This window comes from Flavobacterium sp. N1736 (assembly GCF_025947065.1).
Taxonomy (GTDB): Bacteria; Bacteroidota; Bacteroidia; order Flavobacteriales; family Flavobacteriaceae; genus Flavobacterium.
In genome coordinates, this window is sequence record NZ_CP109994.1 from 242,324 (window position 1) to 259,710 (window position 17,387).

The following is a 17,387-nucleotide window of genomic DNA, read 5'->3' on the forward strand; positions in this document are numbered from 1 at the left end:
AGAGATTATTTATTTAAAAGCAAGACCGTTTTTGTTTAATTCTGTCCTAAGTTTATAAAAAATAAGGCAAGTTAGAATTCGATTTTATTGCAAATAAAAAGCCAGCACAATCTTTTTAAAAATTGCATTGGCTTTTTGGCGTAGAAAAACAATATTTTTATGGAGAAACAGCCTGTTCGCCTGTTCTTACTTTTTGATTATCCATAATTTTTTGAATAAAAGGCTGCGTTTCTTTTTCAATATTTGATTCGGAAATATCCAATGCTTTTGCATCATTAACCAGTGCATACCAAGGTTTTGGATCGCCAAAAGGATAAGAACCAAAAACAATTACCGGTGTTCCTTTTACTTTTACGTTTTCCTTATCTTTCAAAATCCATTCATCAGCCCATTTGTATAAATATTTGGCGTCTTTTTCAAGCAAACGCAAACAAGAATGTGAAGCCGGATAACCAGGTAATTCATATTCATGAAAACCAACTCCAAGTTTATTCTCAATATTAAAATTCCATTTTAAGTCCCATTCGTCATTAAAAGTACTCGTTGTTTTTTCTGCTTTCCAGTTGGTAAAAAATAATCCGGTTGGTGTTGGATCTTTTTTTCTACCCATATTTGTTGGTCCGGTATAAACAAGTTGTCCGTTTTCATAAGCAGCAAATGTTTGCGTTGGATAAGAAAAAATAAGCACTTTTGAAACGCTGTCTAAATTTGAAACATGAATTGGAAACGGAAGATAATAAGGTAAATCTCCGGTAAAATCAGAAGGAATTACAACAGAATCCATTTTAGCAAAATTAGCTTTATCGGTTCTGTTTATGGCGTAAACAATATCAAGTTTGGTAGAATCGCTTTTATTAGCTTCAAGCCATTGTTTTGTTTTCTCAAAATGAAAACTAACAGACGAAGCTGGTTTTTTATATTCAATAGTTTTATGCGGTTTTGCTTCTTCGGTATTATCTCTGGTGGTTTTACTTTCTTTACAAGAAATCAACATAGTTAAAATTAATAAAAGCAAAATATTTGATGTGTAATATAACTTTCTCATAATTGGAATTTTTAGTTGAGTAAAGTTATTTTTTTACCTTCTTAAATCGGTTACACAATTTTTTGAATTGTTTATTTGATTAACATTTCAGAAATAAATATTCATATAAATTAATTTTAAAATCGAATGTTAAAATCTAAATCAAACCCTTTATTTTAGCATGCTGCAAAAGCATAATAGTCTTCGCATCTGTAATTTCACCAGATTCAATCATAGAATATGCTTCATCAAAAGTGTATTCTAAAACTTCAATATTTTCCTGTTCCGCATCTAATCCGCCGCCATCATTTACTTTCATGCTTTGATCATATTCACCAACAAATAAGTACAGAATTTCTGTTACAGAACCCGGAGACATATAAGTTTCTATTACTTTTTGAACTTTTGTTAAACGATAACCTGTTTCTTCCTCAGTTTCGCGAATAACAGCTTCTTCAGGATTATCCTGATCTAAAAGTCCGGCGCAAACCTCGATCATCATTCCCGTTTTATTACCGTTAAGATAAGTTGGTAAACGAAATTGTCTTGTTAGAATAACCGTTTTTTTATTCGAATTATATAATAAAATGGCAGCTCCGTTTCCGCGGTCATAAACTTCACGAATATGAGATTCTACTGTGCCATCTTTCTTTTGGTAGTCAAAAGTTACCTTGTTTAATATATACCAATTATCTGATAACAACTTGGTTTCAGTAACCTTAATTTCTGGATTTTTCATAATTAGAAATGTTTTGTATAAAAAAACGCCCTGGTTATCAGAGCGTTTAGTGTTTGTTATTTCGTTATTGTTTGCTTTCTGTCTGGTCCAACAGATACAATTTTAATTGGCACTCCAACCTCTTTTTCAATAAACTCGATATATTCTTTTAGCTCGATTGGTAATTGATCATAAGTAGTCAATCCCGTTAAATCTGCTTTCCATCCTTTAAATTCTTTATAAACAGGAGTCACGTTTTCCGGTTCGATGTTGTAAGGAAAGTGAGAAATAATTTGTCCTTTATAGTTGTATTCAGTACACACTTTCAAAGTTTCAAATCCTGAAAGAACATCGCCTTTCATCATCATTAACTGAGTAACTCCGTTTACCTGAACAGCATATTTTAAAGCAACAAGGTCTAACCAGCCACAACGTCTTTGTCTTCCTGTAACAGATCCAAATTCGTTACCAACTCTTGCCATTGTTGCACCAACTTCGTCAAAAAGTTCAGTAGGGAATGGACCGCTACCAACACGTGTAACGTAAGCTTTAAAAATTCCGTAAACTTCTTTGATTTTGTTAGGAGCAATTCCTAAACCAGTACAAGCTCCGGCAGCAGTAGTATTTGAAGAAGTTACAAAAGGATAAGTTCCAAAGTCAACATCTAATAAAGATCCCTGAGCTCCTTCGCATAAAATAGATTTACCCGCTTTTTGAGCCTGGTACATATATTCTTCACTATCAATAAAATCTAATTTTTTTAATTCTTCAATAGCTTCAAAAAACTCTTTTTCAAGTTCAGCTAAGTTGTATTGAATTGCAACATCATAAAAAGCGATCATTGCTTCATGCTTGTCAGCCAAAGCTCTGTAACGATCTTTAAAATCTTCTAATTCGATATCACCAACACGTATACCATTTCTACCGGTTTTGTCCATATAAGTTGGACCAATTCCTTTAAGAGTAGAACCAATTTTTGCTTTTCCTTTTGATGCTTCAGAAGCTGCATCAAGTAAACGGTGTGTTGGTAAAATTAAATGGGCTTTTCTTGAAATGATCAATTTGTTTTTGATATCAAGGTTGAATTTTGCTAAACCTTCAATTTCTTTTTGAAAAACTACCGGATCAATTACAACACCATTCCCGATGATATTTACTGATTTTTTATGAAAAATTCCAGAAGGAATGGTTCTTAAAACGTGCTTAATTCCGTCAAATTCTAATGTATGTCCTGCATTTGGTCCTCCTTGAAAACGCGCAATAATATCATAATTTGAGGTAAGAACGTCAACAATTTTTCCTTTACCTTCATCTCCCCATTGTAATCCTAGTAATAAATCTACGGTCATTCTGTTTTAATTTGCGTTGAGGCAATCTAAATTCCCCCACTGATTAATGTAGTTAATTTTCTTTTTTTTATTTTTTGAATAATTCCTTTCTTGGATTATTGTTTTTGTTTTTTGTTTCCGTAGAAATAAAGTGAATGATTCGTAATTTCGATATCAAATATTTCTTCGATTGTTTTTTTGATGGTTTGAATTCTTGGATCGCAAAATTCGATTACTTCGCCAGAATCAGTCATGATAATATGATCATGCTGCTTGTCGAAATACGATTTTTCGTAGTAAGCCTGATTTTGCCCAAATTGATGTTTTCTAACCAATGCGCAGTCTAACAATAACTCGATCGTGTTGTATAAAGTTGCTCTACTCACACGATAGTTTTTGTTCTTCATTTTGATATAAAGGTTTTCTATATCAAAATGCTCTTCGCTATCGTAAATTTCCTGAAGTATAGCATAACGCTCAGGAGTTTTGCGATGCCCTTTTTGTTCAAGATACATTGTAAAAACATTTTTTACAATTTCTTGATTTTTAGTGTTGTCAGTTGAAATGAGTGTCATATCCGGCAAAGATAAATTTTTATTTTTAATGAATAAAAGTTTCGGGTTTAAAGTTTAACGTTCAAATCTGTATTCGATTAGAATTATAGCATAAAATACAGGCTTTTGCGACGATAAATTTCAGAAAGTTCAATCGAACTTAATTAACATAATTAATTTTATTTATGATAAAACTAACAAATTTTTAGCTAGTTTTTGACATGTACATGAACCAGTTCCATTCCCAGGTTTTTCCTTTATCATCAGACATTGCCTGACTCCAAACCGGATTATTTTCATCTCGCGCATCCCAGCGAAAAACCTGAATTACATTTTTTCCTTCAAAGATGTCTTTCGAAAAAAAATGACCTATTTTATTTTCAAAAGAACCCACAACAGGTTTGTCTAAAGTTCCTGTACTTGAATCTGCCCAATAAATACTCCATAATCTGGTTAAAGGATTAAATAATCTTACAGTCATTCCTTCAAAAGGTTCACCGTCAAAAGTGGCAAGAAAATTATCAATATTACCAATTCCGTTTAGGATTTTATACATTTCCTGCGTTGACGGAAACTCGATCCATTCCGTACAATTTGCAAATCTTTTTTTTAGTTTTTTATTTTTGATAACAGATTTTCCCTGAAAAAAATCGAAATCATCTTTTGAAGAAGATGCAGAAGCGACAATTAAAAGTTCGCCATTTTCGTCAAAATTTACTTTAGGAATTTCTATTTCTAAGGAATTGGTTTTCATGAAAAAATATTTATATCAATAATTTAAGTAAAATAGTCAGGATATAGTATTCTATTCTCTTTTTGACTTTAAGACTTTAAACTTTCGACTGATTTATGTTCTGTATTCACGAGTCACTTTATCAACACCATCAACTTTTTTAATGGCATTAATCATTTTTTTCAAAATCGTATTATTTTTTACAATAACCGCAATCTGACCGTGAAAAATTCCGGCATCCGTACTCAACGAAATACTCTGAATATTAACGCTCATATTGTTCGAAATCACTTTTGTTAACTGATTTGTAAGTCCTAAAACATCCATTCCTGTAATGTTGATAATGGCTTTAAATTCCTCTTGTGAAGAATCAATCCATTTGGCACTCATAATACGATACGCATAATTAGATTGCATACCAATGGCATTTGGACAATCTTTTTTATGAACTTTAATTCCTTCGTTTATGGTTACAAAACCAAAAACATCATCGCCCGGAATTGGATTACAGCATTGCGAAAGTTTGTAATCGAGTTTATCATGTTCAGTTCCAAAAACCAACATGTCGTAATTGCTGCTAATTACAGGTTTATGAATATCATCTGAAGCGGTTGTATCCTTATTTCTCTTGATTTTATTTTTAAAGAAATTGATAATTGTATTGCCTTTTTGGGCTGCGTAATCTTTTAATTGCTGATTTTCTATAGCGCCAATTCCAACTCTGTAAAATAAATCTAAACTTGTTTTCAGTTTAAAAAAGTTTACCAATTCGTTGATAACCTGTTCACTAATCGTTATTTTTAAGTGTTTTAGTTTTCTGGTCAGTAATTCTTTTCCTTCTTCGGCAATTTTTTTAGTGTTTTCGTTAAGAACGTTTTTAATTTTATTTTTCGCTCTCGAAGTCGTTACATATTCCAGCCAGTTTACGGTTGGTTTTTGATTTGCCGATGTAATAACTTCAACCTGATCGCCGCTTTTCAGTTCATGATTTAGCGGAACCAAACGTCCGTTTACACGCGTTCCTCTGGTTTTAATTCCAATTTCAGAATGAATACTAAACGCAAAATCCAGTGAAGTAGCGCCTTTTGGCAACGATTTAATTTCTCCTTTTGGCGTAAAAACAAAGATTTCTTTTGAATATAAATTCATTTTAAAATCTTCGACAAAATCTACTGCATTCGTTTCCTGATTTTCCAGTGCTTCACGAAGTAAATTCAGCCAGACATCCAAACCGCTTTCTTCGGTTGCACCGTTTTTGTATTTATAATGTGCTGCGTACCCTTTTTCAGCAATTTCATCCATACGTTCACTTCGAACCTGAACTTCGACCCAACGTCCTTTTGGTCCCATAACGGTAATGTGCAAAGCTTCATAACCAGTTGATTTTGGTGATGAAATCCAGTCACGCAAACGACTTGGGCTTGGTCTGTAATGATCTGTTACGATCGAATATATTTTCCACGCGACAAACTTTTCGTCATGCGGATCTGCTTTATAAACAATTCTAAGGGCAAATTTGTCGTAAACTTCATCAAAACTTACATTTTGGGCGCGCATTTTTCGACGAATCGAATAAATAGATTTCGGACGTCCTTTTATAATATAATCAATTTCTTCCTTGTCTAATGATTTCTTTAAAACATCTGAAATGTCTTTGATATAAGCATCTTGTTCTTCTTTAGTTTCTCTGATCTTGCTAACAATATCATCATAAACGGCAGGTTCAGTATATTTTAAACCAAGATCCTCGAGTTTGGTTTTAATATTATAAAGTCCCAAACGATGGGCAAGAGGTGCATAGATATATAAAGTTTCAGAGGCGATTTTAGTCTGTTTGTATTCCGCCATCGAATCCATAGTTTGCATATTGTGCAAACGATCTGCCAATTTGATCAGGATAACGCGAACATCATCGTTCAAAGTCAGAATCATTTTTCTGAAATTCTCTGCCTGCATTGAGGCATTCAGGTCTTTTTGAACCATCGAAATTTTAGTCAGACCTTCAACTAATTGTGCTACTTTTGGATTGAATAATCTCTCGATATCTTCAACCGTCATAGGCGTATCTTCGACAACATCATGCAATAAAGCCGCGGCAATAGAGGTCGCTCCCAGACCAATTTCTGAGGCAACAATTTTTGCAACTGCAATAGGATGAAAGATATACGCTTCTCCAGATTTGCGTCGTTGCTCTTTATGAGCATCAACAGCAACATCAAAAGCTTTTCGGATCAGTTTTTTATCAGTTGGGCTTAAAGTTTGGTAGCTAATTCGAAGTAATTCTTTGTATTCCTGCGCAATTGCTTTATTTTCTTTTTCAATATCTATTTCTATCATAACGGCATAGTTCAAGTACTAAAAATAGGAATAAGTTTGAACATACGCAAGGGAATGGATTGTTGATTTTAGATTTTAGATTTCTGATTTTAGAGGGTAGATTTTGGCTCAGTCTGACAATATAAATAATAAACTTTTGTTTAAAAATAAATAAAGTAAAACCGCAGGTTTTTAATTTGACCCTTTGTACCTTTGCACCTCTGAACCTCAGAACAAAACTAAAACCCTCTCTGTCTTTTTGCTTCAAAAATTAAAATTGCGGCAGCAACAGAAACATTCATGCTGTCAATTTCTCCCTGCATCGGTATTATGATGTTTTGAGTTGCGGCATCACGCCATTCCTGCGTTAATCCGGTTGCTTCTGTGCCAACAACCAAAGCGGTTGGAGTAGTAAAATTTTGGGTATGATATGAAGTTGAATTCTGTAAAGTAGCGCAGTAAAAATCAATCTTTTTTTCTTTCAAAAAAGTAATAATTTCGGCTGTCGTTCCGGTTGCAATTTGGTTGGTAAACAAACAGCCAACACTTGAGCGAACGATATTTGGATTGTATAAATCACTTTTGGGATTTGCAATTAAAACGGCGTCCAGATTTGCAGCATCGGCAGTACGCAAAAGCGCGCCGATATTTCCTGGTTTTTCCGGTGCTTCAGCCACCAAAATCAGCGGATTTTCAGATAATTTTAAATCAGATAATTGCAGCGATTTGGTTTTGGCTATCGCTAAAATTCCTTCGGTTGTATCGCGATATGCCAGTTTTTGATAGACTTCTTTATTGATTTCTATCATTTGTATGGGTGATTTTACCAACTTATTGATTTCATTTTCTGAAACTAATTCAGGTAAAAACAAGACCGTTTCTATTTCGTAACCGCCTTTTATGGCTAGGGAAATTTCACGTAATCCTTCAATCAAAAATGTTCCGGTTTGTTTGCGGGCTTTTGCTTTTTCCTGCAATAAAACAAGCGATTTTATAAACGGATTTTGAATTGAAGTGATTTGTTTCATTTTTTTTAAGGCTCAAAGTTGCAAAGGAGCAAAGGTACAGAGGTTTTTTTCGTCCTGCAAGGTTTTTACACGAATCCAAAATGTGTTAAGGAATCTTGTCATTTCGACGGAGGAGAAATCACATACGGAGAGCGACGTACTGTGTGTAAGTTTCTAGTGCGATTTCTCCCTTCGGTCGAAATGACAGAACTAGCATAGAAAGTATCAATTTAAAAAATTAATTCGTGGCAAAAAATCTTATTTCTCAAACAATTCCGTTACTTCTTTTTCAACAGGATGATCGGCTGTAAAAGTATAGCCCATAATTTTGGCAATAGTCTGCGCAAATTGTTTTTGGTATAATTGCGAATCTGTTTTGATTTCGCCTTTTGGAGCAATTTCCGGTCCAATTGCAGCAAACCAAATTTGAGATGCACCGACAATTTTTTCGCCGTGACTTGTCCATTCTGATTTTACTTTGTCACCGCGACCGTGATCGACGGTAATTAACAAAGTCGTTTTGTTTTTATATTGCGGATCGTTTTGTACAAAATTCCAAATTTCCTTAATCCATTTATCAACCTGATTTGCAGCGTCAAGATACGATCTGTAATGTCCTGAATGTGCCCATTCGTCGGTTTCGCCATACGAAATATAAAGAACTTTTGGTTTGTTGGTTTTAAGTTCGTTCAGCGCTTCATAATGTGTGAAAACATCGAGACATTCATCTTCATGAAAAGGCTTAAACGAATTGTCACGCATTTCATTTAGTAATTTCTGAGTTGCCGTTGGCTTGTTTCCTCCAACTTTATCGAAGGCAGAAATTACAGGAAAACCACTTCTTTTTTCATTCAAAATTCGGTCAAAAGCATCCCATGCGCCAAAAGCGATTGTTTTTCCTTTTAATTTTGGCTGTTTATTTAAGAACTCCAAAACATTCACGTTTGGATTTGGTTTATACGCATTTGAGTTTACAAGAAGATCTACATTTCCCGTAAAAATTTCACTGTATCCCGGATAACTAAACCAATACGGATTTGAAACATCAACTTTATTTCCTAAATCACGATTGCCATAAATTTGCCCTTTTGTCGCAATTTCAGACCATAAAAAAGGCATTAGTTTTTGGCGGCGTTCTTTGAAATCGGCACTTCCGTATTTTTTATAAATATAAATGCTGTCGCCCTGATTGAAGTTTTTATCATTGGCAATTTCAGCGTCTATTCCTTTAAAAACTTCCTGCCATCTAAAACCATCTGTGGTTATAACAATAATGTTTTCTGTTTTTTGTGCATGTGACAGGAAACTGACTAAAACAAATAAGAGTAAAAATGCTTTTTTCATATTTTTTCGAGTTACAAAAGTTCGTAGAAACAAAGGTTCAAAGATTTTTGGTCATTCTTACATGTTATTTATGAACTTGATAGCTTGGTAATACTTATTTTACATTTTCACAACATACCATTTCACATTTTATAAAATTCCTCTTGCCTTAATTTCCAAATATTTATTAATAGCATCCAGAGTTAAATTCTCAGGTTGGGTTAATACCGAATGAATTCCGTATTTTTTAAGTTCGTTTGCGATTAAACGTTTTTCAAACATGAATTTTTCTGCAATTACTTTATCGTAAACTTCCTGAATCGTGTCCGTTTTTTTATTGATGATCTCGTTTAATTCTGTGTTACTAAAAAAAACAACCACTAATAAATGACTTTTTGCAATTCCTTTTAAATAGGGCATTTGGCGGTTTAAACCATCCATAGTTTCAAAATTGGTATATAAAATAATCAAACTTCTCTGGTTGATATTTTTCTTGATATCAACATACAAACGGCTGTAATCACTTTCGAAAAAGTCAGTTTTAATGTTGTATAAAGTTTCGAGGATTTTCTGCATTTGCGAACCTCTTTTTTCGGCAAAAACTCTGTTTTCGACCTTTTTAGAGAATGCAAAAATTCCCGCTTTATCTTGTTTTTTCAAAATTACATTGGCGAGAACCAAAGTCGAATTTATCGCATAATCAAGTAAACTCAAACCATTAAAAGGCATTTGCATGACGCGTCCTTTATCAATCGCCAAATAAACCGATTGTGATTTTTCGTCCTGAAACTGATTGACCATCAAAGCATTTTTCTTGGCGGTTGCTTTCCAGTTTAAAGTTCGAAGATCGTCGCCCTGAACATATTCTTTAATTTGTTCAAATTCCATGGTGTGACCAATTCGGCGAATTTTTTTGATTCCGTATTGGTATAAATTATTCGAAAAAGCCAGTAAATCGTATTTTCTCAATTGAATATAAGACGGATACGTTGGCACCATTTTATCTTTATCAAAAGTAAATCTTCTTGAAATTAGTTTTAAAGGAGAAGAAACGTAAATATTTAAATTTCCAAAGTAATATTCTCCACGTTCAGTCGGGCGTAAATCATATCCAATTTTATCGTGACCGGAAGCTTTTATATTTCTTAAAATTTTAAAATCACGTACCTGAAACTGAAACGGGATTTCATCAATAATTTTAATCGAAACTGGAAATGTATAATGATTTTTGATCGAAATATTTATGGGATTTAAATCGCCGTTTGAAAGTTTTTCAGGCATTTCCCTCGAAGCTTCAATTCCGGTTTTAGCCAAATATAAAATCAAAATATCAAGTCCCAAAAAAGTGATTAATACCAAAATAATAAACCAGACTCCGTTATATAAATTTGGAAAAATAAAAGCGCAAACAAACAATCCTATAATACCCAAAAGCACATAGAAAAAGAAGTTGTTGAGATATAGACTTTTTATGAATTTCATTTTTTTAGTTTTCGGTTTTCAGTCTTCAGTCTCAGTTTTCAGTCTCAGTTTTTCAGTTTGAGTTTAATACTGAGAACTGAGACTGAGACTGAAAACTTACCTCGGTATTTCTACTGTTTCAATAATTTGTTTAATAATTTCTGCGCTTGTAATTCCTTCCATTTCACGTTCAGGAGCGACAATAACGCGGTGTTGTAAAACTGGCGTTGAAGCTTCTTTAATATCTTCGGGAGTTACGAAATCACGACCGCGAATGGCTGCAAAACCTTTGGCAGCGTTCAAAATTGCGATCGAAGCACGAGGTGAAGCTCCTAAATATAAAAAAGCATTTTCTCTTGTGTTTACCACGATTCTCGCAATATATTCCAATAAATTTTGCTCTACTCTAATTTGTTTGATTAAAGCCTGATATCCTTTTATTTCCTCGGCAGAAAGAATCGTTTTTATTGCTTCTAGTTTTCCGTGATCCTGTAATAAATGTTCTCTTTGAATGATGAGGATTTCTTCGTCTAATTTTGGATAATCAATTGAAATTTTGAATAAAAAACGGTCTAATTGCGCTTCCGGTAAACGGTACGTTCCTTCCTGCTCAATTGGATTTTGTGTCGCAATAACCAAAAACGGAGTTTCAAGCTGATACGCAGAACCATCAATTGTAATCTGGCGTTCTTCCATTACTTCAAAAAGTGCAGCTTGTGTTTTGGCAGGCGCACGGTTGATCTCGTCAATTAAAATTAAATTGGAGAAAATAGGTCCTTGCTTAAATTCAAATTCTGAACTTTTCAGGTTAAAAATTGAAGTTCCTAAAATATCCGAAGGCATTAAATCCGGCGTAAACTGAATTCGGCTAAAGCCAATATTCAGCGTTTTTGATAATAATTTTGCCGTAATGGTTTTTGCAACTCCGGGAACACCTTCTAGCAAAACGTGTCCGTTTGATAAAATGGCAACCAAAAGCTGATCGATCATTTTATGCTGACCTACAATAACGGTTTCAAGCTCTTTTTTAATGCTGTTAACATGCTCTAAAAGCGGAGTAAGGTTTATTCTGGTTTCAAAATTCACGTTTTCGTTCGTGATTTCTGTTTCTGGTGTATTAAAATCGTCCATGTTTTGGTCTGTTTTCTTTTGATTGAATTATTGTTTTTCTTTTTGTCATTTCGACGAAGGAGAAATCACACCCAGTATTCCACAACGATTTTTCTTTGTTTGTGTGATTTACTTTGTGTTCTTTTCTTGTGTGATTTCTCCTTCGTCGAAATGACAATAAAATCGTATTGTTATTTAATGTAAAACTTTCTCGATTGCATTATTAATTCTGATTAAATCTTCTTCGAGACTTCCGTGATAACTTTTTCGATGTTCGTTGATCAAAAATACAAGTTCCCGAATATCGTTTTCATCTTTTCCTGATTTGTGATGCATTTTTTTGATAAAATCATCATCTAATTTTGTTGTATCAATTAGATATTCATTTCGAATTCTTTCGAGGAAATAAATGATTTTTTTATCAATAATATTATCGTGATCGCCTTCCTGATAATATAAATTTCCGATTGTTTTTGTAAAATCAAGCGTTAAATTTGGCAACGGTTTTAATATCGGAACAACTCTTTGTTTTCGTTTTGCGTTGAAAATAATAAAAATCAGAATCCCGATTAAAAATAAATACCACGCCCATTTTAATGCCGGCTGACTCATAATATAACGCAAAGGCGAGTCTGAAATCGATTCACCGTTTTGTCCTTTTGTATACCAGTAAATATTTCCTTTTGGAAGATACGAAAGTACACTTTCTGCATATTGATAATGGTCTTTTTTTAATAAATGATAATTTGTAAAAGCCACGGGCTGCATGTGCAGATAAAAATATCCGTTGACATAAGGCACTTTAATAAAATCAATTTGTTTTTTATCTTCATTTCCCTGATAGCCTAAAACTGTTGTGGTTAAAGTATCAATTTTCGAAAAATAATTGTTTTCGATTTCTTTTTCGGTTATGGGATATTTTTTTGAATTTAGTTTTTTATTGGCGAGCCAAACAGAGTTTATTTTTGTGTTTAGAAAACTTGAATTGATTTCAATTTTTAAACTGTCTAATAAGGATTTCGGAAATGTTTTCATGCTCAAAAAAGCATTGTTTCCGTGCGAAACAAAATAAAAAAGTTCTGTAATCGACTGATCGTCAATTTCACCATATTCTGAAATACTTAAAAAAGTACCTTTTATTTTGTATTTTCCTGCTGTTGTATCGGGAACATATTTTGAATCTAAAAACTCGTAAGGCGTTATGGCAGAAACTCTTTCTATTTTTTGATTTTTTAAAAGCCCGTTGATTTCCTTATCAAAAACATACAATCCAAATGGGATTTTGTCATTGACAGAATAAGTTGGGCGCCAATCAATTGGTTTTGACTGATTACGATCTGCTATTAAAATCACTGCGAAAACTACAAGTAAAATAGCAATATAAATTTTGATGGATTTACTCATTGCTAAAGGTTTTTATAGATTTCTTAAATCGGTTTTCGGTTTTTATAAAAGTGGTTTCATCGATTTCAAATTCGCCATACCAAATATGATTGTACAAATACGATAAATACATGAATTCTTCCCTGTGCGCAGGTCTTTGAAGTTCGTATAAATAATCAGAATTGGTTTTTTCAATATCCCATTTTATATAATGATTTTGCGCCATGACTTTCAATAACCAAAGATAATAGTATCGAATAGCGATTCTTCTTTCGCCGGATGCAATACTTTCTTTAATAAGTTTTTCGAAGTCTAAAAGGTGAATATTTTTTTCAATATCAGAATAATAGACGGTTTTTTTATGTGCATTTTTTCCAAAAATCCATTGTCCATCTTTGGCAATTATCGCTTTTACAATTAAATAAATCACGAAAATAACAATGATGGCAGCGATTACTTTCAGAAAAATTGCTACAAGATTGAATGATGCATCCGGATCTTTAAAAGTAAAAATGCTTCTGAAAATACTGGCGAGCCATTCTTTAAAATAATCCCAGGCGTTTTTTTCTGGTGGTTTGACTTCGTAAACAAAATCAGAATCTTTGTATTTTTTCTTGAAATCTTTTTTGAATGTTTTGGCTTTAACAGTATCGGAATCAATTTTAATATCTTTTTCGGCATATTTTACAAATTCAGATACTGGTTCGGCTGTAGCCAAAGTGTCCTGCGCAATTGAAATACTGCAATAAAAAAGAAAAGATAAAACGAAGAAAATTTTATTCATTATTGGTTTCTGATTAATTCAATTTGGCGGGTAGCTGTGTTTTTTTGTATACAATAAAAGGATAAACCAAATAATAAAAAGAGATTATACCAAGTGTTGCCAGGATAATTAAACTGCTTAACCAGTTTGGCATATCGATGGAATATCGGGTAATAAAACCTTCCAGAAATCCGGCACTAATCGTGAATGGAAATGTGCTCAGAAATATTTTGAAACTGTTTTTAAAACCTATTTTAAATGAATTTATTCTCGAAAAAGTCTTTGGAAACAAGATTGAAGCTCCTAAAATAAATCCGGCTGCGGTTTCGATTACAATGGCAAAAATTTCCATAGAACCATGAATCCAGATTCCGCGAACACTTTTCCAGAAAACATTCTGATCGTAAAAGAAGTATTGAAACGCACCAAGCATAATGCAGTTTTGCAGCGAAATATAAAAAGTTCCAAGTCCGCCAAAAATGCCGTAAATGTAACATCTCGCGCCTACATACAAGTTGTTCATGGTAATGCCAATGAAACTTCCCCAATTACTTCCGGAGCCGTAAACCGCCATAGGATCGCCTTTTTTAATGTTTTCAAGCGTCATATTTACATATCCATCGCCTAAAATAAGGCGAACAAAGTTTTGATCATATCGCGCCGAAATTACGCCAATGCCAACGGTTATAAAAAACATAACAAAAGCATACATTAAATATCTTCTGTAATCGTAGACTAATAACGGAACTTCAGTTTTAAAAAACTCTGTAAACCTGTTTTTTTCGGCTCGTTTTGTTTTATAAATCTTCTGGTAAATCTGCGACGCAAGATGATTTAAGTAAATTACTGTTTTACTTTTTGGATAATAAGTTTGGGCATACGATAAGTCATTCATCATTTGAATGTACAAATTAGCTAACTCGTCAGGATTTTTTTTAGCTTTACCAAAAATAGCTAGCTCAAATTCCAGCCATTTTTCTTTATTTTGTTTTATGAAGGCAACTTCTCTCATTGTAGGCTAAAATATAAAATATGTCAGAATTATCAATTAATACAACACAAAATGTCAAAATAAATTTTAAAGCGGCATCTGCAGGGGAACGAATTGGTTCTTACTTTATAGATTTTGCTATTAAAATGGCTTATATTATCGTTGTTTCGGGGATTATTTTTTACTGGGCAGAATTGGATCGATTGTTCGGAAATTTAGATTCGTGGTCAAGAGCGGCGATTCTTTTGTTCTTTTATTTTCCGGTAATCATTTATTCGATCACTTTAGAAAGCATTTTTGAGGGGCAAACCATTGGAAAAAAGATTGTAAAAATAAAAGTGGTTAAAATTGATGGTTATCAGGCTGGTTTTGGTGATTATTTAATGCGATGGTTTTTTAGGCTGGTTGATATAACATTGTTTTATGGTATTGTAGCTTTAATTACGGTAATTAACAGTAAAAAAGGACAGCGTTTAGGCGACATGGTTGCAGGAACAGCGGTTATTACTTTAAAAAATAAAATTAATATTAGCCATACGATTCTCGAAGAAATAGGCGAGGCTTATGTACCAACATATCCTTTGGTTATAAAATTGTCTGATAATGACATGAGAATTATTAAAGAAACGTTTCAAAAAGCGGATATTAAAGATGATTATGAAACAATTCATAAACTGGTTTCTAAAATTGAAAGTGTAACGGGAATTAAAAATCAATCGGGAAATTCGAAAGATTTTCTTCGTACAATTTTAAAAGATTATAATTTCTATACGCAAAATATGTAATTAAGTCGTTTGTTTTGAATGGTTTAGGCGAGAAGTTTTCTTAAATTTGTTTGTAAGTAAAACATTAATATTTTTAGCTGACTTAATTGGAATTCAGTTTTTTTATTTGTTAAAAATAAGTCTGATTTATGCAAAAAAATAACCAAAAGAATGCCTTGTTGCAATTTAATCTTTGTATCTCTGCACCTTTTAAACTTTGAACCTAAAAAGATGTTCCATTTATTAGATATTATCGGCACAATGGCTTTTGCCATGTCCGGCGCTTTAACGGCAATGCATAAAAAACTGGATCCGTTTGGGGTTTTCATTATTGCTTTTGTAACAGCAGTTGGCGGCGGAACGCTCCGTGATGTTTTAATAGGAAGAACGCCGGTGGGATGGATGCAGAATCTGCAATATGTCTACGTGATTATTTTGGGTTTTGGACTTGCAATTCTTTTTAGAAAAAAGTTTGATAAACTTCGTACTTCTTTATTTTTATTTGATACAATCGGACTTGGCGTTTTTACTTTAATTGGTCTTGAAAGAGGTTTAATGACGGGTTTACATCCTGTTATTTGTATCGCTTTAGGAACAATGACAGCTTGCTTTGGCGGTGTAATCAGGGATATTTTGTGTACCGAAATTCCAACAATATTCAGGAGAGAAATTTATGCCACAATTTGCATTTTTGGCGGAATTGTATTTTTTGGTTTAAGGGAACTGAATCTTGAAGATGATGTTTTATATCTCGTAACTTCAATTGTGATTATTACAGTTCGATTAATGGCAGTAAAATTTAAATGGTATTTACCCGCATTTGAGCATAAATAAGATTTAAAAGCCGATATTTTGCCACAGATTAAAGGATTAAAAAAGATTTTCTGAGGTATTAATTTAAAAAAATCATTTAAATCTGTGACAAGAAAATGACAAAGTATACCATTAAAAAATACGAGCAAAACGATTATAAAATCTGGAATGAGTTTATCGCTCAGGCTAAAAATGCTACGTTTTTGTTTCATCGTGATTTTATGGAATACCATCAGGATCGTTTTGAGGATTTTTCTCTTTTAATTTTTGAAGATGAAAAACTGAGTGCTATTTTGCCAGCTAATAAAGTTGAAGAAATAATCTATTCACATCAGGGATTAACGTATGGCGGTTTGGTTTATACTGAAAAAATAAAGCAGACATCAGTAATTGAAATTTTTCGCGATATTTTATTTTTTCTGAATGAAAATAAGATTCAAAAATTTCAGCTAAAAACACTTCCGTCCATTTATCATCGTAAACCTTCTGATGAAATTTTATACAGTTTGTTTTTGGCAGAAGCCAAATTAATACGACGTGATTCTCTTTCGGTTATTGACTTAAAACAGGAAAATAAAATTTCAAAAATTCGCAAAAGAGGTTTTCAAAAAGCAGTTTCAAATCAATTGATTATTAAAGAACAAAATAATTTTGAGTCATTTTGGAATGAAGTTTTGATTCCGAATTTAAAAATAAAACATAACGCAAATCCAGTTCATTCTATCGAAGAAATAAATTCTTTGAAAGCTTTTTTTCCTGAAAATATTCATCAGTTTAATGTTTATTCCGGAGATAAAATTGTTGCAGGAACTACAGTTTTTGAAACCGAAACGGTTGCGCATTGCCAATATATTTCAAAAAATGAAAATGAGGAAAATCAGGGAAGTTTAGATTACTTATTTTATTATTTAATTCAGGAACGATTTGCCGAAAAGCGTTTTTTTGATTTTGGAATTTCAAATGAAAATCAGGGAAAAAATCTCAATGAAGGATTATCGTACTGGAAAGAGAGTTTTGGCGCAAGTACTATAATTCATGATTTTTACGAAGTTGAAACTTCAAATTATAACAAGTTAAATGGTATTTTTGTTTAACAAAT

General features: G+C 32.8%; 16 protein-coding genes. 3 read left to right on the top strand and 13 right to left on the bottom strand.

The window, feature by feature from the left end:
* Window positions 1-157: 157 nt before the first annotated feature.
* From OLM54_RS01010 to OLM54_RS01070, 13 genes are all read right to left on the bottom strand, one after another.
* A complete protein-coding gene (locus tag OLM54_RS01010) occupies window positions 158-1,045 on the bottom strand; it encodes a L,D-transpeptidase (RefSeq protein WP_264536758.1) in 888 nt (295 codons plus the stop codon).
* A gap of 136 nt (window positions 1,046-1,181) precedes the next feature.
* The gene (gene nudK / locus OLM54_RS01015; RefSeq protein WP_264536759.1) at window positions 1,182-1,763 is read right to left on the bottom strand and encodes a GDP-mannose pyrophosphatase NudK; all 582 of its coding nucleotides are present in this window, start codon (window positions 1,761-1,763) and stop codon (window positions 1,182-1,184) included.
* Window positions 1,764-1,819: 56 nt separating this feature from the next.
* Window positions 1,820-3,091: an adenylosuccinate synthase gene (locus tag OLM54_RS01020; RefSeq protein ID WP_264536760.1), complete on the bottom strand. Its 1,272-nt coding sequence runs from the start codon at window positions 3,089-3,091 to the stop codon at window positions 1,820-1,822.
* A 95-nt stretch (window positions 3,092-3,186) separates the two neighbouring features.
* On the bottom strand, window positions 3,187-3,645 hold the full coding sequence (locus OLM54_RS01025) for a Fur family transcriptional regulator (RefSeq protein WP_026981862.1): 459 nt from the start codon (window positions 3,643-3,645) through the stop codon (window positions 3,187-3,189).
* A 184-nt stretch (window positions 3,646-3,829) separates the two neighbouring features.
* Window positions 3,830-4,378 carry a hypothetical protein gene (locus tag OLM54_RS01030; protein ID WP_264536761.1) on the bottom strand — a complete coding sequence of 183 codons (549 nt, stop codon included), beginning with the start codon at window positions 4,376-4,378 and terminating at the stop codon, window positions 3,830-3,832.
* Between the two features lie 93 nt (window positions 4,379-4,471).
* The gene (locus OLM54_RS01035) at window positions 4,472-6,694 is read right to left on the bottom strand and encodes a RelA/SpoT family protein (protein ID WP_264536762.1); all 2,223 of its coding nucleotides are present in this window, start codon (window positions 6,692-6,694) and stop codon (window positions 4,472-4,474) included.
* A 218-nt stretch (window positions 6,695-6,912) separates the two neighbouring features.
* The gene (locus OLM54_RS01040) at window positions 6,913-7,701 is read right to left on the bottom strand and encodes a TrmH family RNA methyltransferase (RefSeq protein WP_264536763.1); all 789 of its coding nucleotides are present in this window, start codon (window positions 7,699-7,701) and stop codon (window positions 6,913-6,915) included.
* 237 nt (window positions 7,702-7,938) lie between these two features.
* A complete protein-coding gene (locus OLM54_RS01045; protein ID WP_264536764.1) occupies window positions 7,939-9,024 on the bottom strand; it encodes an alkaline phosphatase family protein in 1,086 nt (361 codons plus the stop codon).
* A 129-nt stretch (window positions 9,025-9,153) separates the two neighbouring features.
* Window positions 9,154-10,485 carry a DUF58 domain-containing protein gene (locus tag OLM54_RS01050; protein ID WP_264536765.1) on the bottom strand — a complete coding sequence of 444 codons (1,332 nt, stop codon included), beginning with the start codon at window positions 10,483-10,485 and terminating at the stop codon, window positions 9,154-9,156.
* A gap of 96 nt (window positions 10,486-10,581) precedes the next feature.
* A complete protein-coding gene (locus OLM54_RS01055) occupies window positions 10,582-11,595 on the bottom strand; it encodes an AAA family ATPase (protein ID WP_264536766.1) in 1,014 nt (337 codons plus the stop codon).
* 174 nt (window positions 11,596-11,769) lie between these two features.
* Window positions 11,770-12,978 carry a DUF4350 domain-containing protein gene (locus OLM54_RS01060; RefSeq protein ID WP_264536767.1) on the bottom strand — a complete coding sequence of 403 codons (1,209 nt, stop codon included), beginning with the start codon at window positions 12,976-12,978 and terminating at the stop codon, window positions 11,770-11,772.
* Window positions 12,971-13,741 carry a DUF4129 domain-containing protein gene (locus OLM54_RS01065; protein ID WP_264536768.1) on the bottom strand — a complete coding sequence of 257 codons (771 nt, stop codon included), beginning with the start codon at window positions 13,739-13,741 and terminating at the stop codon, window positions 12,971-12,973. The genes OLM54_RS01060 and OLM54_RS01065 overlap by 8 nt, the downstream gene beginning before the upstream one ends.
* A 13-nt stretch (window positions 13,742-13,754) precedes the next feature.
* Window positions 13,755-14,732, bottom strand: coding sequence for a stage II sporulation protein M (locus OLM54_RS01070; protein ID WP_264536769.1), 978 nt, complete (start codon window positions 14,730-14,732; stop codon window positions 13,755-13,757).
* Window positions 14,733-14,752: 20 nt separating this feature from the next.
* Between OLM54_RS01070 and OLM54_RS01075 the strand changes: the two genes are divergently transcribed.
* The 3 genes from OLM54_RS01075 to OLM54_RS01085 all read left to right on the top strand — a co-directional run bounded on the left by OLM54_RS01075 (window position 14,753) and on the right by OLM54_RS01085 (window position 17,382).
* Window positions 14,753-15,496 carry an RDD family protein gene (locus OLM54_RS01075; protein ID WP_264536770.1) on the top strand — a complete coding sequence of 248 codons (744 nt, stop codon included), beginning with the start codon at window positions 14,753-14,755 and terminating at the stop codon, window positions 15,494-15,496.
* Between the two features lie 210 nt (window positions 15,497-15,706).
* A complete protein-coding gene (locus OLM54_RS01080; RefSeq protein WP_264536771.1) occupies window positions 15,707-16,309 on the top strand; it encodes a trimeric intracellular cation channel family protein in 603 nt (200 codons plus the stop codon).
* Between the two features lie 95 nt (window positions 16,310-16,404).
* Window positions 16,405-17,382 (top strand): GNAT family N-acetyltransferase, encoded by a 978-nt coding sequence (locus tag OLM54_RS01085; RefSeq protein WP_264536772.1) that lies wholly within the window; start codon window positions 16,405-16,407, stop codon window positions 17,380-17,382.
* The last annotated feature ends 5 nt before the right edge of the window (window positions 17,383-17,387 follow it).

Bases quoted from the DNA above. Each gene is read 5' to 3' on its own strand.
- OLM54_RS01010 (WP_264536758.1), bottom strand. From the start codon at position 1,045: ATGAGAAAGTTATATTACACATCAAATATTTTGCTTTTATTAATTTTA.
- nudK (WP_264536759.1), bottom strand. From the start codon at position 1,763: ATGAAAAATCCAGAAATTAAGGTTACTGAAACCAAGTTGTTATCAGAT.
- OLM54_RS01020 (WP_264536760.1), bottom strand. From the start codon at position 3,091: ATGACCGTAGATTTATTACTAGGATTACAATGGGGAGATGAAGGTAAA.
- OLM54_RS01025 (WP_026981862.1), bottom strand. From the start codon at position 3,645: ATGACACTCATTTCAACTGACAACACTAAAAATCAAGAAATTGTAAAA.
- OLM54_RS01030 (WP_264536761.1), bottom strand. From the start codon at position 4,378: ATGAAAACCAATTCCTTAGAAATAGAAATTCCTAAAGTAAATTTTGAC.
- OLM54_RS01035 (WP_264536762.1), bottom strand. From the start codon at position 6,694: ATGATAGAAATAGATATTGAAAAAGAAAATAAAGCAATTGCGCAGGAA.
- OLM54_RS01040 (WP_264536763.1), bottom strand. From the start codon at position 7,701: ATGAAACAAATCACTTCAATTCAAAATCCGTTTATAAAATCGCTTGTT.
- OLM54_RS01045 (WP_264536764.1), bottom strand. From the start codon at position 9,024: ATGAAAAAAGCATTTTTACTCTTATTTGTTTTAGTCAGTTTCCTGTCA.
- OLM54_RS01050 (WP_264536765.1), bottom strand. From the start codon at position 10,485: ATGAAATTCATAAAAAGTCTATATCTCAACAACTTCTTTTTCTATGTG.
- OLM54_RS01055 (WP_264536766.1), bottom strand. From the start codon at position 11,595: ATGGACGATTTTAATACACCAGAAACAGAAATCACGAACGAAAACGTG.
- OLM54_RS01060 (WP_264536767.1), bottom strand. From the start codon at position 12,978: ATGAGTAAATCCATCAAAATTTATATTGCTATTTTACTTGTAGTTTTC.
- OLM54_RS01065 (WP_264536768.1), bottom strand. From the start codon at position 13,741: ATGAATAAAATTTTCTTCGTTTTATCTTTTCTTTTTTATTGCAGTATT.
- OLM54_RS01070 (WP_264536769.1), bottom strand. From the start codon at position 14,732: ATGAGAGAAGTTGCCTTCATAAAACAAAATAAAGAAAAATGGCTGGAA.
- OLM54_RS01075 (WP_264536770.1), top strand. From the start codon at position 14,753: ATGTCAGAATTATCAATTAATACAACACAAAATGTCAAAATAAATTTT.
- OLM54_RS01080 (WP_264536771.1), top strand. From the start codon at position 15,707: ATGTTCCATTTATTAGATATTATCGGCACAATGGCTTTTGCCATGTCC.
- OLM54_RS01085 (WP_264536772.1), top strand. From the start codon at position 16,405: ATGACAAAGTATACCATTAAAAAATACGAGCAAAACGATTATAAAATC.